Genomic DNA, 19,029 nt, shown 5'->3' on the forward strand with positions numbered 1-19,029 from the left:
TTCCTCATTCCCACGCTCATGCGTGGGAATGAAGGGAAGAGCCTTTAATGCTCGCGAGTCGAACGGAAGTCAACTTCCGGGAATCGCTCTTTTGCCAGATTCAGGTTAACCATCGTTGGTGCAACGTAAGAAAGGTTATCACCACCATCCAATGCTAGGTTCGCCTGATTCTTACGCTTAAACTCTTCCAGCTTCTGCTCATCAGCACACTCAACCCAACGAGCAGTTGCAACGTTAACACCCTCGTAGATCGCTTCAACGTTGTATTCAGACTTCAGACGGGCAACAACCACATCAAACTGAAGCACACCAACCGCACCAACGATCAAATCATTGTTCTGCAGTGGACGGAATACCTGAACAGCACCTTCTTCTGAAAGCTGAACCAAACCTTTAAGAAGCTGCTTCTGCTTCAAAGGATCTTTCAGGCGAATACGACGGAACAGTTCTGGTGCAAAGTTAGGAATACCAGAGAACTTCAGAGTTTCACCCTGAGTGAAAGTATCACCAATCTGAATCGTACCGTGGTTATGAAGACCGATAATGTCACCTGCATAAGCATTCTCTGCGCGTGAACGGTCACCCGCCATAAAGGTTACCGCATCAGAGATATTGATTTGCTTACCAAGACGAACGTGGTTCATCTTCATGCCTTGCTTGTATGTACCGGAAACAATACGCATAAATGCGATACGGTCACGGTGTTTAGGATCCATGTTGGCCTGAATCTTAAATACAAAGCCGGAAAACTTCTCTTCGGTCGCTTCAACTTCACGCTCATTCGCCTGACGAGGAAGAGGCGTTGGTGCCCATTTAGTCAGACCATCCAGCATGTGGTCAACGCCAAAGTTACCAAGTGCCGTACCGAAGAATACAGGAGTTAGTTCACCGCTCATGAACAACTCTTGATCGAACTCGTGAGATGCACCTACAACCAACTCAAGTTCTTCACGAAGCTGTTCAGCTAAATCTTCACCTACAGCTTCATCTAACTCAGGGTTATCAAGACCTTTAATGATCTTCTCTTCCTGAATAGTGTGACCCTGACCAGTGCTGTACAAAATCGTCTCATCACGGTGAATGTGATAAACACCTTTAAACTCTTTACCACAACCAATTGGCCATGAAACTGGCGCACATGCGATGTTCAGCTCGCTCTCAACCTCGTCCAGCAATTCCATTGGGTCACGGATATCACGGTCAAGTTTGTTCATAAAGGTAACAATTGGAGTGTCCCGAAGACGCGTTACTTCCATCAACTTACGGGTACGATCCTCTACACCTTTCGCTGCGTCGATGACCATCAGACAAGAGTCGACCGCAGTAAGCGTACGATAGGTATCTTCCGAGAAATCTTCGTGTCCCGGAGTATCCAGAAGGTTTACCAGACATTCATTGTACGGGAACTGCATTACAGATGTGGTAACCGATATACCACGCTCTTTTTCCATCTCCATCCAGTCAGACTTTGCATGCTGGCTAGAGCCACGGCCTTTAACCGTACCCGCAGACTGAATAGCACGTCCGAAAAGAAGCACTTTTTCGGTAATGGTTGTTTTACCCGCATCCGGGTGAGAGATGATAGCGAAGGTTCTACGCTTAGAAACTTCGCCTAAAAAAGGCGCGTTAGACATGAGTAAAGTTCTTCTCGTTGCTTGCAGAATCCATCTAAAAAGATCGATTCAGATTGTGACTCAAAAATTGGCGCTTATTTTGGCCGATCTTGGCCTTTTTAACAATCAATCTGGTAAGAAAAACAATGAATCTTCATGAAAAACTGATTCGCAATGAGCTAAGAAAACGAGAAAAGCAGAATTCAAATATGTCCCTTAAATCAGCTTAGCCAGGGGGTTATATAAAAATGGATAAATATAGGCAGGCTCATTTTGAGTTATATTTGGTAATAATTCAGCCTATAGTTAAGGCTAAACTAATTCGATTTCTGAGTCATAAGGTTAAATATGAGTTCGTTCAAGTTTGACTTGCCACCAAGCCCCTTCAGAGAAAAGATTTTGATTTTAGTAGAGAATATAAATCACCATTACGGTGAACGTGCTGAAGACGCGCTTTATTTGGTGGTAAGAAAGCGCTGGCAGAACCGCTTATTTGACCAAGATAAGCCTGGTTATATCAGTGGCTTAGCTTCTGATGTTACCGATGCGAAGCGGGAGTTTCAGCAATGTTTTTATTCTGACTCGACAACAGAAAGCATTATGTCAAAACTGAAATTTGCGGTAGTTGAGCTCGCTGTTGCTTCGGACACACAAGATAAAAAATCAAATAGAAGCTTTGATGCCAAATACGTTTCAGAGCCAACGATCAGAACACTGCCGCTAAAACTAGCCGAGTTCCCCTTTTCATCACTAATGATACACCACCCTGTACTTGCATTACTTACTAGTTTATTAATCCCTCTATTCGGGGTGTTTTACGTCTCAGGTAAAGTGTTACTTTTGGCAGTGGTTTTGCACAGTCTGTTAATGGCTTATTACCTAAGCGGCTTAACGATACTATTAAGAAAGCTAAAAGCGAATAAAGCATGGTACTGGCAGTTCGCGTTGATTTTAGTACATGTCGCCTTTTTTGCACTCACAGTAATTGGTCAATACTTCTACTATCGACATGGTTAATTTTTGATACGTTTTATTTGTTTTTAATGCGAGCCAACTAAAGATAGGAGGTTTGTCTGTTTCTTACGTTCAACAGGAGTAACTAAAGCCACCGAGCACATATTCACTGTATTCGGTGACTTTTACGGCCACAATTTATCTTACTCGTCTAAGTAGAATAAGAACTAATGGTAACATTAACCACAACATAGGTGGTTCGCTGATCTGAGATCTATTATGAATTATCGCATTGCTTGTACCATCAATAAGCAAGGGATCGCCAAACGCATTGCCTAACCCAAAGATAGGTCCAATTGCCACTTCTGTAGAAGAGTCAAGTGGTAAAGCATCGACTGAAAACATGATCTCAGCGAGGCTAAAGCTATCTGGTTGCAGTGCATCTAACTCAAAATCGAACAAAAAGCTCACCAATGAAAGAGAGAGCGTACCAAAACCATCATCACCAAGGCTCAAGTCTAAAGCCTCTCCCAAGAAGACATCACCGAGCAAACTCGTTAAAGAAAAGCTGTCAACGGATATAGTGCCTGGATCATAGTGCAAATCCAAATCGAAATCCCCGACAGATTCTGGTCCCCCTGCGCCTAATCCGCCAATCATCAAGTCCAGTGTTACACTATCGCCAGTTTCCGCAAAAGTGCTAGATGGTGACAGCGACAAAAACACAGCATTCGCATTGCAGGCAAATAACAGCGACAATACAAGAAAAAACTGCTTTATAGATTTATTCATCATAAAGTTCCTTCCCTATTAAAATTTATCCCTAAATTTATGGCCCAGTTGTTGCGCACCTTGCAAAGTCACAAAGAAGCGAACATTTTCGTGCATCATTTACATTAATGAACCCATCACCATCAATATCAAGAAGTGGATCCCCCGGAGGCACGGGTACATTACGATGAGCACCAATCAGTCTGATATCCAACCTATCAACCTGATTATCATTATTGGCATCACATGAGAACGTCTCTAACGTTGAAACACTAACATCAGATAATATCGGTGAGACTCCACCAGTAGTAGGACGAAGGGTGGCTTGTATCTCTATAAACCGCCCAGTCAAACCTATACCGGGAGTATTGTTGCTGATTGGAATAAAGGTTTCGAGAGCAAGATTACCTTCGACATTTGCAGAACGAGCTTTGATTTCTATACTTGCACCACTTGGAATGTTACCTTCTGGTTCATTATTCCAATTTATCAAATCCCACTCAGTATCATTGTCCCCACTATCTTTAGTGACAGTCCAAATACCAGTTGGGTCGGTAAAACTGCGCTGTCCAAAACCTGTAGCGTCACTATAGGTGTATGGTGCATCACCCACGGTAACAGACGAGACAAAACCACAACTGGAGTTATATTGAGAAACGGTATCGTGGCTAAGATTTATAGTCCAAACATTGCCGTCTTTGTCTATGATAGGGCCACGCACGCCCTGTGTAGAAACAGAACACACCGGAGAAGTGTTTAAGAAACCCGTACCTGGATTAATTTCAAATTTTCTCAAGGTCGGTGTCCCAAACCAAACTGCCCCATCTCCATCGACCGCAACTCCTGTTCCTCCTCCAGCAATCACAGGACCGAATGAACTGGTAGTAGGATCAAATGATCTCAATGTTGAACCTAAGTACACTTTGCTAGCACCCAATGCTATACCATAGTTACTGCTACCACTAAAAGTACCTAAAAATGTATTGGTATTAGTATCTAGTTTTACGAGTAAGCTAGAAAGTGTTGCCCCCCATAAAATACCACTGGCATCTACAGCACAACCATAATTTCGAGCTGACCCCGTAGAGATAGGCCCTGCTAGTAAGTTCCCATTAGGGTCAAATTTATAATATGACCTAGTGTTAAATGTACCAGCCCAGATGTTTCCGTTGGTATCCAAGCATACAGAGCGCCCTAAACTTCCCGGAGTACCAAACTGCCGAACCCATATAACTCTTTCATCCAAGAAATCATCGATATCAAGTACACCATCACCGTCATCCACAACCGATAGCATCTCACTTGGTTCGATAATACAGTTTCCGTTGAGATCTCTAGATGTATCGATAACACCATTACCATTTCGATCGATACCTCCATCCACAGCAAATTTTATGAGATCTGGCGTACCTCCATCAAAATGACGATTGGCTAGATATACATCCCCATCGACATTAACTGCGGTACGTGAGGGTGCAGGGCCTGTTGAGTTGGTGTTATTTAGAGCATCACCGTACCATGTGAGATATCGTGCTTCTTCACATCCAGGGCCATCAGTGTTGACCTTAGAAAAAGTTGCATCTCCATAATTGGCAACCCATAGATACGGAAACGTTGTACCCGTTGAATTAATCTGCAACTGATTACTATTTGGGGCGTCGTAATTGACACCATTAATGATCCCTGATGCAAAATCAGCGTCCGAGGTATAAGTTGTTGTGTCTGCGTATAGTGTACCAGTGTTAACTATGGCTGAGACAATTAAAGCACTGGAGTATAATAATTTCCTTTTCACAATTTCTCTCCTGTCAACGTATTAACTATCGTTATCAGTTGTTGAAATTAATGTGGGTCTGAATAAAGGCTGACTTTGATATCCTTTTTCAGAAAATAATCTCACGACATTTTTCCCATCAACACTACTCATAAAAATATTAGGGTAACGACTTTCATAAACTCTGGTATATGAAATGTAACTCCCATCTGACGATATTGATGGTTCTTTATCTTGTGCCTGTGGCAGTCCTAGATTACGAGGCGAGCTTCCATCTTCTCCCATGATAAATAATTGGTTCTTTTCACCACCTCTCGCACTTAAAAATACGATTTCCCTGCCGTCTCTAGACCACTTGGGAGATGTATCCACAGTAGATAAATCCGTTAATTGGTACTCTTTCCCGGTCACTAAATCGTACTTATAGATATCGAAGACTCTTTTTCGACGAGAGTCATAGACAATTTTTTTACTATCCGGTGACCAGTCGATACTTGTTCCTTCTAGTTTTGGTTTATCAGTTACTCTCATTGTTTTTGCACCATCAGCGCTAATAAGAACAACATTAGATTTTTGGTTTCTGTCAAACTCAAAGTATGCGATCCACTGACCGTCAGGTGACCATGTCGGATGGCCTGCTTCTACTTCTACATCAGTAAGCCTTCGGAGGTTTTTCCCCTTTTTATCAACGATGTAAAGGTTGATACTGCCCTCTCGATCAGAGCAAAAAACTATTTGCTCTCCATCAGGAGACCATACTGCATTAGCATCATGTCCCCTCCTATTGCTAATGTTGATTTGATTTGACCCATCCGCATTCATCACATAAATTTCTGAATCACCGTTGTCACGATTAGATGTGAAAACAATCTCACTCCCATTCGGGGACCAGCTTGCTAAATAATCTTCACTCGCATTATTCGTTAACTGCTGTACTACTTTCCCTGAACCATCAGATAGATAGATTTCTCTATCTCCATCTTGATTAGACACATAGAGAAAATCAGTCGGGGAGGCTGTGGCATAAAAGCTCAAAGCCAGACTTAATGATAAGTAATTAGCTGTTTGTATAAGCTGCATAGTTAATCCCCATCTATGGAAAACACATCTACATATGCAACTACTTCGGATTCAGAACCAGATATAACACTAGCCTTGTAAGTGCCTGAGTCACTTGCGACAAGATTTATTTCTATTGATCCTTTTTCATTCGCGCTTTCAATATAATTTAGAGTGCCATTTTGAGGATCGGTGATTTCTATTTCGACAGACCCAAAAGGAGTAAAGTTAACTCCTCTAAGAACTAATAAATCACCTTCATAGACTCCTGTAGAAAAGTGCATTGACTCTGCTGCGTATACGAGATGTGAAAACAATATAACTAACGGCATGACAGCTATAAGTATCCACCTGTGAATGGTTTTCATTTCCGTACTCTCCGTTATCAAGTTACAACTACGGGTATTAATGAGCCACAAAATGTAAATATACATATAGTTTTGACTCTAATGCGCCGTATTTAAGCTCGTTACCTATCAATGTCCTCAATGAGGTAAACAAGCTCTTTCCAAAACATCATTTTTGAAATAAAACCAGATGCATAATACAGACCGACTAAATAGTGATTTTAATATCAATAAGTTAATTTGGAGGGATATGAAAATGTGAGGAATTTGTAAACAAAACTGACACGCTATTTTGTCTTGTAATCAAAGGCAGATAAGACCAAGAAATAAAAGCACTAAATAAACAATACTTTACGAAAGAAAAGATTCCATAAAACTTATATAGCACTGCTCATAGGTGTGTAAATTATATTGACAATCTTATGAACAGTTATTCGAATAAAAAACACTTTGTAGCTAAAAATAAAGTTATATCATTGGCTTTACTTATATTTGAAAACTTGAACTTAAAGAAAATTTTGCAGTTATAAATGAAGCGACTATGGGATGGGAGCGTTCTACTGAAGGTTCAGACTCGAAATACTTAGTACGATAAACAGACCAAATATACGAAAGGACCTCTCGGCCCTTTATTTGTAACTAAGTAAACGAGAAAAACAGGTAACTCATTATAATTGCATCTTCTTTGCCGTTTTCGGTAGGATAGTAATCCCTTCTCCTATCAACTTCATTGAAGCCAATAGACTGGTATAAACCGTGCGCAACGTGATTGCTTTCTCTGACTTCAAGCCAGGCGCTTTCCGCGTCGTTTTGCTCACATATCTCCAGAAAGTGCTCCATCAAGATGCGCCCGACTCCTTTCCCTTGTTGAACAGGATCTACAGCGATATTTAGCAAGGTAACTTCGCCAACAATGTTCTGGGCATAAAAGTAGCCAGCAACATTGCCCGTTTCATCGAGCAGTGAGTAATGACATGCTCCACGACTGGATAGATCATTAATCATGGTTTGAGACCAGGGATGTGTATGCGCAGAGCACTCAATCTGCCAAATTTGGCTTAAGTGCTCGGGTTTCATGGGTTGTAAACTAAGAGTCATAAGAACAGATCTGCAGCCATAGCGCCCGACGCTCTTGATTATTACCGTCGATGTCAGATAAAAGAGGTGACTGCAGAATGTTGCAATCTTCCAGGTCCGTTTGCTCGCACCCTGCGAACCACGCCCATTTGAGATTATCTGTATTCAATTGAGACACCTGTTCGGGATACAGATGCCGGGCATCCTTGAGGGAAAGCTTAATACTCTTAAGTACCTTCTCAAACATCTCCACCATATCACCTTCCGGTTTAACCGGAGAAACAAGCAGAAGTGAGCAAGCACCATCAAGTACAATCTTTTCTGGTTCGAACCTACTAAGTCGCTCAGGGCGAGCAAGTTCCCAGCACTCAATTCCCATCTCTTTTAGGTACGTAAATTCTCTGTCGGACATAATAATTAGTTACAGTTCCTGAAACTCAGGGCTGTACTGAATCTGTCCTTGTTTTCCGGCGAATACACCCGGGCTCAGCTCTACCGCTCTGAACACACCTTTCGGCACTTCCCACTCACAAGAAAAACCGAACTCAGAAGAATCTTTAAATCCAAATCTACTGCAAAAATCAGGATCACCCAGAACAACACAACCGTCATACCCAAACTGGAAAAGCGATTCTAAGCCCTGCTCAATAAGCTCACGAGCGATACCTTGCTTCCTGAACTCTTCTTTGACTGCGATAGGTGCCAGACCTTGCCAGCCAAAATCTTCACCCTCTAATGTAATCGGACTAAAGATGACATAACCAACCACTTCGCCTTCATCACTACACGCAACAAGCGCCAATGTAAGCTTGCCGTTCTCACGAAGCTTCATAACAAGATTGGCTTCTGCCTCTGTCTCAAAAGCTGATTTCAGTAGCGCATCGATTGGAAGTATATCTGCTGGTGCCTCAGTTCGAATAAGCATTAGATACTCCGCTCTGTTGCTGTTCTGGACTCATGCCTTTCTGAACAAAATCAGCAAGCTGGTTTAGCGCCACTTGCATCGCTTTCGGCAACGCATCAAGGTCAACACTGTCCATCAGATTTTTTACCTCAAGCCCAAGCTCTGTGTCGCCTTCGATGCTCAATCGGCGCTGGAAGAACAGTGTATCTGGATCTTCTTTACGGCCCGCAATAAGAACCAGATCATTCAGGCTACCAGAAAAGCTAACATCCTCTTGCTCAACTTTATCTGAAACAATCAGTTTTTCACCCTGATAACTTATAAACCACTCAAGTTTAAGATCGTTTACAGAGACCTTAAGCCATTTGTCTTCTAGAAACTCAAAGTCACCATCTTCAAGTGCTTCATGGAATACCTGTTTAAGCCCCTCTAATAACACTTTTGTCTGTAGCGGCTTTGGTAAAAAGTGGACTGGATATCTCAAAATCTCAGCAGCATTACTTACCAGATGCTTTCGAACCTTGTTTAACACAGATATTTTCCGTAAGTTGTTTCATCAATTTCGCCATAATAGAGGATATTGCAGGAGAATTCCTGTTATGTATCAAAAAAGTGCTTTAGAGAGCAAAGCTAGGCCTACAGACACTTTCACATCCACTCTATCAAGGTTATAGTAGTTATCAATAAGCACTGGTTGTAAGATTATCAGTAGCTATAACTGACTGATAATTAAAGTTCGCTCATTAGTAATTTTGGTAATAAGGTTGATGCCTGCAGTAAAACAATTACAAACTTGGTTTTCAAAATTAACGGATTCCAGCCCGTTTCTTTTTGCCGTTATTGATAAAGATCACAATTACAGTAACGTAAATGAAAGGTACTGCGAAATAGCAGGGCTTACCAAGCAAGAACTTGAAGGAATGAACGATACTCAAGTTCTGGGTGAAACTTTTGCTGAGCGTTTAAAGCCTTATTATGAACGCGCTTTTGAAGGTGAATCCGTAGAGGCCGAAATTACGCTGAACGACCATGAGCACGAAAGTAGCATTCATTTCAGTGTCGCCCCCGTCTCTTACGACGGAAGCATCGATTACATCACTTTCCACGCCATAGATACCTCTGAAAAACATATCCTTGTGCGTTCACTGGAAGAGTCTGAAGCAAAATTCTCAACGTTGACCGACATCATGCCTGATGGCCTTCTGATGGTTGAGAACGACATCATCATCTCAGCCAATCCTATTGCGTTAAGGCTCCTTGGGTTTCAGGAAACAGACGAACTACTAGGTGAAAGCTTAGGCCGCCTTTTCATTGATGAAAACACGAAGAGTGTATACAACGGGCGCTTAGTTGATTCCCTGAAAGACTCCGCTATCACATGTCTGACAGGCGCACGTTGTGGCGTAGAGAGAAAGGTTCATCTGCGAGCAGCAGAAGCCTCTGTATTTGGATCTAAGTCTCAAATTGTTATTCTGGAAGACGCTGACAACCAAACTTCTGACGGCTCTCGTGATAGTCACGACTCCCATTACGATTCGCTAACCAAGCTTTACAACCGATTTGGATTCACAAGACGTTTAGAACACTTTATTGAGAACAAGATCCCTTTGGTGATGTTGTACCTTGATATCGATAACTTCAAAAATATTAATGACTCACTTGGCCATCATATTGGTGATCGAGTGATCAAAGAGGTTTCTTCGCGTCTACAGCGACTACTGCCTGCTCAGGCGATTCTTGGTCACCTTGGTGGTGATGAGTTTGGTATCATCCTACCAGAACCCGATCAGCCTAAATCTGAAGAGTATCTGGCAGAACGAATTATCTCTTTGATCAATCAGCCATTCGATCTTCACCATTTTAGTAAGCGCCTTGCCTGTTCTATTGGTAGCGTTGCATATCCCGGAGATGGGAATGATGCTCGAATTCTTTTACAGAATGCCGATACCGCTATGTATGAAGCAAAAGACCGTGGCCGAAACCGACTCGTTAAATACCACGATCAGATGAACAAAGAGGCTCGTATGCGCCTCTGGTTAGAAATAGAGCTCCAGAAAGCGCTTCAACAAGATGGTTTGGAAGTCTGGTATCAGCCAAAAGTAAACGCTCGTGATTTCAGCATCAATGGTGCCGAGGCACTTATCCGTTGGAAGCATCCAATTGAAGGGTACATCAGCCCCGGAGCCTTTATCCCTGTAGCCGAAAAAGCGGGATTGATCGAACACCTTGGCCGTGTAGTAATGCGCGATGTCTTTACCACGGTAAAACGCTGGAAAACACAAGGCATTCTTCCAGGTCGTGTTGCGATTAACCTTTCACCAGAGCAGTTTGGTAACCCTAAGCTAATAGACTTCATGGAAAAGCTGTTAAGGACAACCGACCTTGATCCTGCATGTATTACGTTTGAGCTTACCGAAAGTGCGGTAATGAGTGACAGTGAGCACACTATCCAAATGTTGAAGGCGATCAAAAAGCTAGGCTTTTCTCTATCTATCGATGACTTCGGTACCGGATACTCTTCATTGTCTTATTTAGCACGTTTCCCTATTGATGAACTAAAAATAGACCGGGCTTTTATAAACGACATAGACCAACTACCTAAGCAGGTCACTGTGATAGAAAACATTATCAATCTGGGTAAATCTTTGGATCTGTCTGTCGTTGCAGAGGGTGTCGAAACCCGACAACAAGCTACTTTGTTATCAAATCTAAATTGCCACTCTATACAGGGATTCCACTTCCATAGACCTCAACCAAAACATGAAGTCGAAGAGTTATTTGCACTTAATCGCCGGTACAAAAATTAAACATATCCGTAACACCTTAGGATAAGATTACGATAAACCTGCCTTACATCAACTCTATCGCTAATTCTTACCCCTAAAATGCCCATAAGTTATAAATGAACGGTTTGTAGTAAATGGAACTTTTATGCCCTGCGGGAAACCTGCCTGCCTTAAAAACCGCTATTGATTGTGGTGCCGATGCGGTTTATATCGGCTTTAAAGACGACACTAACGCACGCCACTTTGCTGGTTTAAACTTTACCGGGAAGAAGTTGGAACGTGCTGTCCAGTATGTACGTGACAAAAACAGAAAACTGCATGTTGCCCTGAACACCTTCGCTCATCCTGATGGGTTCGACCGGTGGACTAAAGCCGTGGATAATGCTGCCGCTATGGGCATCGATGCGCTGATCATTGCCGATATTGCAGTACTTGATTACGCTGCGACAAAGTATCCGGACCTTGAGCTTCACTTATCGGTTCAGGCATCTGCAACGAACGTGGCAGCTATTGAGTTCTACAAACAGAATTTCAATGTCAAACGCGTCGTTTTACCTCGTGTTCTGTCCATTCATCAGGTTAAACAACTTTCGCGCAATATCCCTCAAGGTGTTGATCTGGAAGTTTTTGCTTTCGGTAGCCTGTGTATCATGTCTGAAGGACGATGCTACCTTTCTTCTTATATGACTGGCGAATCTCCAAATACGGTTGGAGCATGCTCACCAGCGAAATATGTACGCTGGCAGGAAACCGAAGACGGATTAGAATCAAGGCTAAACGAAATTCTCATCGATAAGTATGCAGAAGGCGAAAACGCAGGTTATCCAACGTTGTGTAAAGGTCGTTTTGATGTCAACCTCGACGGTGAATCAAAGCGCTATCACGCCCTGGAAGAACCAACCAGCCTGAATACGCTGTCTCTATTACCTGAGCTATTCGCAGCGAACGTAGCATCGGTTAAAATTGAAGGGCGTCAACGCAGCCCAGCCTATGTTGAGCAGGTGACCAGAACCTGGCGAGCTGCTATTGACCGTTACCAGGCAAATCCAGAAGCATATAAAGTTGAAGACAACTGGAATGCGGCATTAGCGAACGTATCAGAAGGAACCCAGACGACACTGGGTGCCTACCACAGAAAATGGCAGTAACGGAGTAGTAGATGGAAAACCAAATGAAGTATGCACTGGGTCCCCTGCTCTATTTCTGGCCAAAGCAAGATGTAGAGTCGTTCTATAAAAAAGCATCTGCCTCTTCCGCTGACATCATCTATCTTGGTGAATCAGTATGTTCAAAACGTCGTGAAATGAAGCAAGGCCATTGGCTTGATATTGCAAAAGAGCTATCTGCTTCTGGTAAGCAAGTGGTACTTTCTACTATGGCTTTGCTGGAAGCGCCAAGCGAAGTCAATGTGATGAAAAAGTACATCGACAATGGAGAGTTCGCAATAGAGGCGAATGACGTTTCTGCGATACAGCTTGCAGCAGAAAAGGGTGTCCCATTCATTGTCGGCCCAGCGGTTAACGCGTACAACGCGCACACACTGAAACTCTTCCATAAACAAGGAATGACTCGATGGTGTATGCCGGTTGAGCTTTCACGGGAGTGGCTTTCAAATACTTTGGTACAGTGCGATGAGCTAGGAATAAAAGGGAAGTTTGAAGTCGAAGTGTTTAGCCATGGCTACCTTCCCCTTGCTTACTCTGCACGTTGCTTTACGGCGAGAGCGGAAAACCGACCTAAAGATGAGTGCGAAACATGCTGTATCAACTACCCGACAGGGCTACAGGTATCTAGTCAGGAAGGACAGTCTGTATTCAATCTAAACGGTATCCAGACACAATCAGGATATTGCTACAACCTAATTAACGATCTGAAAGGTATGAAAGGATTGGTTGATGTCGTCAGACTGAGTCCACTTGGTGTAGAAACCTTCTCTCAACTTGACCAGTTCAGAGCCAACGAAGATGGGAATAGCCCGGTTAAAGTTGAAAGCCACCAGTGTAATGGTTATTGGCACCAGCTCGCAGGTCTGGAACTAAAAGAGTAACGTTAAAATCAGGCTACAGGCCGATAGCAAGCCTGTAGCCTATCTCCATTTATCAAGCCTTACAAAGCATTGCCTCTTCTTGCTTCACATCCTTTCTTAGAACAAAAATTAAGATCACGCTTACCAGGATATTTGAAATAGGGTACGCCAACCAAACCCCTTCTAATCCAAATAGCACAGGTAGCACCAGTAAGAACGGCAACTGTGCCAGCATGTTTCCACCTGTTGTAAACATGGCTTTTTTGCTATCACCAATCGCTTGATAGTAAGCCGCAGCAACCACAATAAACCCATCAAGGAATAGCGTAAACATATGTAAGCGGATGCCAAGCGTACTTGCTGCGAGTAACTCAGGATCTTCACTGTTAAATACAGAAATAATGGTTTCAGGGAATAAGTTTACAATCGCGATAAAAACTATTCCGAGCAAGACGGAAGTCCACATAGCGATTCCCAGTAGCTGCTTCACCAACTCAGGCTTCTTAGCACCATGGTTAAAGCTCACCAGTGGTTGCATACCATTTGCAACACCTTCTACTGTCAAATAGTAGATCGTCACGATATAACCAATGATGGCATAAGCGCCCACAATCAGGACACTACCATATTGAGTAAACATCCAGTTATGCACCGCAACCATGAAGGAGCCATAAACATACATAAAGAAGCTCGAAAGGCCGATTGTTAATATCTGCGGAACCAAATCAAACCGCAGTGTAAAACTCTTGACTGAAAGACGCATCGTGGCGTACTTCGAAAAGAAATACCAAACACCGATAACCGTTGTTATGCATTGAGCAATCGCGGTTGCTATTGCGGCACCGGTCAACTCCCATCCCATTATGCCAATAAAGAGATAATCCAATATGATGTTAAGCAACGCACCTAACACCATAAGTGCAGTAGCAAGCTTGGGACTGTTATCATTTCTCAACAAAAACGGAAGCGCGATACCGCCTAAGCCGAAAATATTAGCAACAATAAGGACATCCAGATACTGCTTACCAAGTTCGAATACATTGCCTTCTACACCCTGCAAAAGCAACAAGTCGTCCGAATAGAAAAACAGGAACAACGCAAGAATTGGGTAAACAAACAGAAGAATTCCTAATCCGGTACTCAACGTATCTTTCGCCTTTGTATGCTCTCCGGCTCCCTGACTAATCGAAGCGATAGCACCAGTACCAACCCCCACCATCATTCCGATTCCGAGCACGGAACCAATAATAGGCCAGGCTACGTTTATCCCTGCGAGTCCTTCTGCACCGACATATTGCCCTATAAAGATACCATCGATGATTTGATACAGGCCGTTTACCAACATCGCTGCTACGGTTGGTAAGGTATAATGCCAAAATTGTTTATATATCGGTTTCACAGTTCATACCACATTGTTAGCAAAGCTAACTATTTAGTTAAATATTGACGAAAGTAGTAAGCCTTCACTTAAGCATCTTAGTAAGAATAGTGACAAACTGTTCAGATTCTTCTTTTGTTACTTTCTGCTCAAACTTTTCTACAATGAGCGAATAAACCCTATCTTCCAATGCAAGATCATTTTTTGCCTTATCGGTTAACTCTACTCGCTTTACCCTTGCGTCTAACTCGTCGCTTACTCGTCTTACGAGCCCTTTCTTCTCTAACCTTACGACCATGTTTGAAGCGGAAGGTTTAGTAACCATCATCTCAGTAGCAAGGTCAGTAATCCTGATAGGCTCTCCGGAAACCTGGATTACCTTTAGATAGTCAAACTCGTTAAAGCTAAGTGCCGCCAACGGATCTTCTTTAGAAAATACTCGCCACTCTTTCGACGCGTACCTCTCAAACTCATACAAAATTTCTTTTAGAGACATATTACGCACACTTAGTTAGTCAGGCTAACTATTTTACTCACTCCATATTTCAAAGCAATAAAAAACCGCTGTGTCGTTAACAGCGGTTTTTTATTGAATGATTAGGACGAAACTCTACTTAGTTGTCGAACCTAGCTCACTTTGGGCTTTCATTTCCTTGCGAGCCTGTTTCACTTCTTCAAATATTCTTCCAAGTTCAAGAAATGAGTATCTATGTTCAACATATTCATAAACATTAAAGGATACGGCCAGTTTATACAGGGCAATGGCATTCGCGTAATCACCTTCAAACTGATAACGCTTACCTAAATAAAAATAGGCTTCCGTTAATCGCTGCGCCAACACAACATTATCTCTTGTATCTTTGAGTACAGCTTTAAACGCCTGCTCTTCAGTAATGTCATTCAGCATGATAGCAACGAGTACCCAACCCCACTCTTCGTTATGGTTTCGGTATCTAGAAGCGAGTTTGTCACGTGCAATGATAGGATCGAGCTCACGCTCAACGATATACAGCCAAAGAGCTCGAAACGGATCGCTTGGGTCATCCTTGTAGTGCTCTGTCATCTCTTCAAATGCCAGATCAATACGGTCACCATAATACAGGGCGATAGCTCTGTTACGCTCTGCATACTGGTTTTTAGAATCAAGTTCCAACGTTGAATCAAATGCTTCATATGCAGCATCAAACTCACCTACCTGAGTGTAATAAACACCTAACAGGTTAAAGATATCTGGCTGTGCCGGGTTTAAACTAAGAGACTTATTGAAATCAAGTCGAGCGAGATCTCTTAAGCCAAGGCTGTCGTAATAGCTGCCTCGCTCATAAAACATTTTAGCTCTGACTTCATCTTCGAGATTTGGCCTTAATAGAAGCTGATTAAGACGGGCTATCTGAACTTCCTGCTGAATACTAGGCTGAAGAGGGACTGCCATAGGAGGATATACCCAGCTACTCTGCCCTTTGTTCTCAACACCCTTAGAAGCACACCCGGAAAGAGCAACAAGTACACTTAATCCAACTAATCGAAACCATTTCACAAATATAATTCTCCAAAAAAGGGGGAGCACAATGCTCCCCCTTTTATATCACGCTTTGCTATAAGTAAGCTACTTACTCAGCATCAGAAGCTTTTGAATCGCCTTCAGCTTCTGCTGGCTTTTCTACTGCTTCCTTCATACTTAGACGTACACGACCCTGGCGGTCAATCTCAAGTACTTTAACTTTAACTTCCTGACCCATTTCAAGGTAATCAGATACCTTCTCAACACGCTGCTCAGCGATTTGAGAAATGTGTACCAAACCATCTTTACCAGGAAGAACAGTAACGAATGCACCGAAGTCAGCAAGACGAGCAACTTTACCTGTGTAGATTTTACCTACTTCAACTTCAGCTGTAATCGCTTCGATACGACTGATTGCGTCTTTAGCCTGAGCATTGTCAGTTGCAGCGATCTTGATAGTACCGTCGTCATCGATTTCGATAGTTGTACCAGTTTCTTCCGTTAGCTGACGGATAACTGCACCACCTTTACCGATTACGTCTTTGATCTTCTCAGCGCTGATCTTCATAGTGTGAATACGTGGAGCAAACTCAGAGATATCGTCACGAGCACCAGAGATAGCTTCATCCATTACAGACAGAATGTGCTTACGCGCACCTTGTGCCTGGTTAAGAGCAATCTGCATGATCTCTTTCGTGATACCTTCAATCTTGATATCCATCTGTAGTGCAGTGATACCAGTGTCAGTACCCGCTACTTTAAAGTCCATGTCACCAAGGTGGTCTTCGTCACCCAGGATGTCAGAAAGAACAACAAAGTCGCCACCTTCTTTAACAAGACCCATTGCGATACCTGCAACAGAAGATTTAATTGGCACACCAGCATCCATAAGAGCCAGAGACGTACCACATACAGACGCCATTGAAGATGAACCGTTTGATTCTGTGATTTCAGAAACAACGCGCACAGTGTACGGGAACTCATCTACAGAAGGCATTACTGCAGCAATACCACGCTTAGCCAGTTTACCGTGGCCGATTTCACGACGCTTAGGAGAACCAACAAAGCCAGTTTCACCTACACAGTATGGAGGGAAGTTGTAGTGAAGCAGGAAGTGATCTTTACGCTCACCTGTTAGCTCATCAATGATTTGAGCATCACGCTGTGTACCTAGAGTAGCAGTAACAAGAGCCTGAGTTTCACCACGAGTGAACAGAGCAGAACCATGAGTACGTGGAAGAACACCTGTACGTACGTCTAGAGCACGAACCATGTCTTTTTCACGACCATCGATACGTGGGTTACCAGCAATGATGCTGCGACGTACAACTGTCTTCTCTAGATCGTGGAAGATAGTATGAATTTCTTTGGTGTTTGCTTCAGGATCTTCAGCAAGTAGCACTTCGTTTACTTCTGCAGCAATCTCATGAATACGGTCATAACGAGCCATCTTTTCAGTGATTTGGTAAGCTTCAACAAGCTTAGCTTCTGCTAGTTCAGCAATCTTAGTGTTAAGAGCTGTGTTCTCTTCAGGAGCAACCCAATCCCAAGCCGGAGTTGCAACTTCAGCTTTGAACTCATTGATTGCATTAATTACTGCCTGCTGCTGATCGTGACCGTAAACAACTGCAGATAGCATTTCTTCTTCAGTTAGGTTATCAGCTTCAGACTCAACCATTAGAACTGCAGATTCAGTACCAGCTACAACAAGATCAAGCTTAGACGTTTCTAGCTCAGTGTTGCTTGGGTTAAGTACTAGTTGACCATCGATATGACCGACACGAGCAGCACCGATTGGACCATTGAACGGAATACCTGAAATAGCTAGAGCAGCAGAAGTACCGATCATTGTTACGATATCAGGCTGAACATCAGGGTTTACAGATACTACTGTTGCGATAACCTGAACTTCATTTTTAAATGCATCCGGGAATAGCGGGCGGATTGGACGGTCGATAAGACGTGCAATCAGAGTCTCGCCTTCCGAAGGACGACCTTCACGCTTGAAGAATCCACCAGGGATTTTGCCTGCAGCGTAAGTACGCTCCTGGTAGTTAACTGTTAGTGGGAAGAAATCCTGACCTTCAACTGCTTCTTTTTTACCAACAACAGAAACAAACACAGAAGTGTCGTCCATTGTTACCATTACAGCAGCAGTTGCCTGACGTGCGATTACGCCAGTTTCTAGAGTAACCGTGTGGTTACCATATTTGAATGTTTTAACGACTGGATTCGCGAACATTATAACTTTCCTTTAGATGTAATAAGACTCTGGATAAACTCCAGAATCAAATAGCTAAAACACCTTTCAGGTATTACCAATCGCGACTAATGGAAAATATCTTCTCAAGATTTTTTTCATTAGCCGCGACCTTATGGTCGACTGCGGTGACTGTAATACTCAAAAAAGTGCGTGTTGAATTAGATGCGCTATGCACAACTGGGCAGTAGTATAGATGAAAAAGAAAATAAGTGCAGGTAGTTATAGGTAAATTCTGGGGCAGAAAAAGAAAAAGGGGCTTGATAGCCCCTTTTTCATACAAACTGATCTTAGCGACGTAGGCCTAGACGTTTGATTAGGTCGTGGTAACGATCTAGATCTTTACCTTTTAGGTAGTCTAGAAGCTTACGACGACGAGAAACCATGCGTAGAAGACCGCGACGGCTGTGGTGGTCTTGTTTGTGGTTTGCAAAGTGACCTTGTAGGTGGTTGATAGAAGCAGTAAGTAGAGCTACCTGTACTTCTGGTGAACCTGTGTCGCCTTCGCCACGTGCGTAATCAGCAACGATTGCTGCTTTAGTTTCTGCATTCAGAGACATAATTCTCTCCTAATAAGAG

The 19,029-nt window shown here is 42.9% G+C and carries 18 protein-coding genes; 4 read left to right on the top strand and 14 right to left on the bottom strand.

The genetic code is table 11. From position 1 onward, the window contains the following. Window positions 1-44: 44 nt before the first annotated feature. The gene (gene prfC / locus SNR28_RS22955; RefSeq protein ID WP_375751164.1) at window positions 45-1,634 is read right to left on the bottom strand and encodes a peptide chain release factor 3; all 1,590 of its coding nucleotides are present in this window, start codon (window positions 1,632-1,634) and stop codon (window positions 45-47) included. 327 nt (window positions 1,635-1,961) lie between these two features. Here prfC and SNR28_RS22960 point away from each other — a divergent pair, with 327 nt between their 5' ends. After that, window positions 1,962-2,630 carry a hypothetical protein gene (locus SNR28_RS22960; protein WP_375751165.1) on the top strand — a complete coding sequence of 223 codons (669 nt, stop codon included), beginning with the start codon at window positions 1,962-1,964 and terminating at the stop codon, window positions 2,628-2,630. Between the two features lie 135 nt (window positions 2,631-2,765). Here SNR28_RS22960 and SNR28_RS22965 read toward each other — a convergent pair whose 3' ends face one another. The 8 genes from SNR28_RS22965 to SNR28_RS23000 all read right to left on the bottom strand — a co-directional run bounded on the left by SNR28_RS22965 (window position 2,766) and on the right by SNR28_RS23000 (window position 9,031). Further along, complete coding sequence (locus tag SNR28_RS22965) at window positions 2,766-3,362, bottom strand: hypothetical protein (RefSeq protein WP_375751166.1); 597 nt, start codon at window positions 3,360-3,362, stop codon at window positions 2,766-2,768. Between the two features lie 34 nt (window positions 3,363-3,396). Next, window positions 3,397-5,133, bottom strand: a complete 1,737-nt coding sequence (locus SNR28_RS22970; protein ID WP_375751168.1) for a hypothetical protein — start codon at window positions 5,131-5,133, stop codon at window positions 3,397-3,399. A 21-nt stretch (window positions 5,134-5,154) separates the two neighbouring features. Then, the gene (locus SNR28_RS22975) at window positions 5,155-6,192 is read right to left on the bottom strand and encodes a hypothetical protein (protein WP_375751169.1); all 1,038 of its coding nucleotides are present in this window, start codon (window positions 6,190-6,192) and stop codon (window positions 5,155-5,157) included. 2 nt (window positions 6,193-6,194) lie between these two features. Continuing rightward, window positions 6,195-6,539, bottom strand: coding sequence for a hypothetical protein (locus SNR28_RS22980; protein WP_375751171.1), 345 nt, complete (start codon window positions 6,537-6,539; stop codon window positions 6,195-6,197). A gap of 618 nt (window positions 6,540-7,157) precedes the next feature. After that, the gene (gene rimI, locus SNR28_RS22985; protein ID WP_375751172.1) at window positions 7,158-7,616 is read right to left on the bottom strand and encodes a ribosomal protein S18-alanine N-acetyltransferase; all 459 of its coding nucleotides are present in this window, start codon (window positions 7,614-7,616) and stop codon (window positions 7,158-7,160) included. Next, the gene (locus tag SNR28_RS22990) at window positions 7,606-8,007 is read right to left on the bottom strand and encodes a DNA polymerase III subunit psi (RefSeq protein WP_375751173.1); all 402 of its coding nucleotides are present in this window, start codon (window positions 8,005-8,007) and stop codon (window positions 7,606-7,608) included. The genes rimI and SNR28_RS22990 overlap by 11 nt, the downstream gene beginning before the upstream one ends. A 9-nt stretch (window positions 8,008-8,016) precedes the next feature. After that, a complete protein-coding gene (locus SNR28_RS22995; RefSeq protein WP_375751174.1) occupies window positions 8,017-8,520 on the bottom strand; it encodes a GNAT family N-acetyltransferase in 504 nt (167 codons plus the stop codon). Next, complete coding sequence (locus SNR28_RS23000) at window positions 8,504-9,031, bottom strand: SCP2 domain-containing protein (RefSeq protein WP_375751176.1); 528 nt, start codon at window positions 9,029-9,031, stop codon at window positions 8,504-8,506. The genes SNR28_RS22995 and SNR28_RS23000 overlap by 17 nt, the downstream gene beginning before the upstream one ends. A gap of 235 nt (window positions 9,032-9,266) precedes the next feature. On the opposite strand from SNR28_RS23000, the gene SNR28_RS23005 reads away from it, so the two are divergent. The 3 genes from SNR28_RS23005 to SNR28_RS23015 all read left to right on the top strand — a co-directional run bounded on the left by SNR28_RS23005 (window position 9,267) and on the right by SNR28_RS23015 (window position 13,332). After that, window positions 9,267-11,306, top strand: coding sequence for an EAL domain-containing protein (locus SNR28_RS23005; protein ID WP_375751178.1), 2,040 nt, complete (start codon window positions 9,267-9,269; stop codon window positions 11,304-11,306). A 113-nt stretch (window positions 11,307-11,419) separates the two neighbouring features. After that, complete coding sequence (locus tag SNR28_RS23010) at window positions 11,420-12,433, top strand: peptidase U32 family protein (RefSeq protein ID WP_375751180.1); 1,014 nt, start codon at window positions 11,420-11,422, stop codon at window positions 12,431-12,433. Between the two features lie 11 nt (window positions 12,434-12,444). Further along, window positions 12,445-13,332, top strand: coding sequence for a U32 family peptidase (locus SNR28_RS23015; RefSeq protein WP_375751181.1), 888 nt, complete (start codon window positions 12,445-12,447; stop codon window positions 13,330-13,332). A gap of 52 nt (window positions 13,333-13,384) precedes the next feature. On the opposite strand, the gene SNR28_RS23020 is transcribed toward SNR28_RS23015, so the two are convergent. The 5 genes from SNR28_RS23020 to rpsO form a co-directional block, all read right to left on the bottom strand. Then, on the bottom strand, window positions 13,385-14,710 hold the full coding sequence (locus tag SNR28_RS23020; RefSeq protein ID WP_375751182.1) for an MATE family efflux transporter: 1,326 nt from the start codon (window positions 14,708-14,710) through the stop codon (window positions 13,385-13,387). 64 nt (window positions 14,711-14,774) lie between these two features. Further along, window positions 14,775-15,185 (bottom strand): MarR family winged helix-turn-helix transcriptional regulator, encoded by a 411-nt coding sequence (locus SNR28_RS23025; protein ID WP_375751184.1) that lies wholly within the window; start codon window positions 15,183-15,185, stop codon window positions 14,775-14,777. Window positions 15,186-15,299: 114 nt separating this feature from the next. Beyond that, the gene (nlpI, locus tag SNR28_RS23030) at window positions 15,300-16,226 is read right to left on the bottom strand and encodes a lipoprotein NlpI (protein ID WP_375751185.1); all 927 of its coding nucleotides are present in this window, start codon (window positions 16,224-16,226) and stop codon (window positions 15,300-15,302) included. A gap of 73 nt (window positions 16,227-16,299) precedes the next feature. Beyond that, the gene (gene pnp, locus SNR28_RS23035) at window positions 16,300-18,432 is read right to left on the bottom strand and encodes a polyribonucleotide nucleotidyltransferase (RefSeq protein WP_375751187.1); all 2,133 of its coding nucleotides are present in this window, start codon (window positions 18,430-18,432) and stop codon (window positions 16,300-16,302) included. 308 nt (window positions 18,433-18,740) lie between these two features. After that, a complete protein-coding gene (rpsO, locus tag SNR28_RS23040; RefSeq protein WP_375751188.1) occupies window positions 18,741-19,010 on the bottom strand; it encodes a 30S ribosomal protein S15 in 270 nt (89 codons plus the stop codon). Window positions 19,011-19,029: the final 19 nt, after the last annotated feature.

The organism is Vibrio iocasae, assembly GCF_042245395.1.
Lineage (GTDB): Bacteria > Pseudomonadota > Gammaproteobacteria > Enterobacterales > Vibrionaceae > Vibrio > Vibrio iocasae.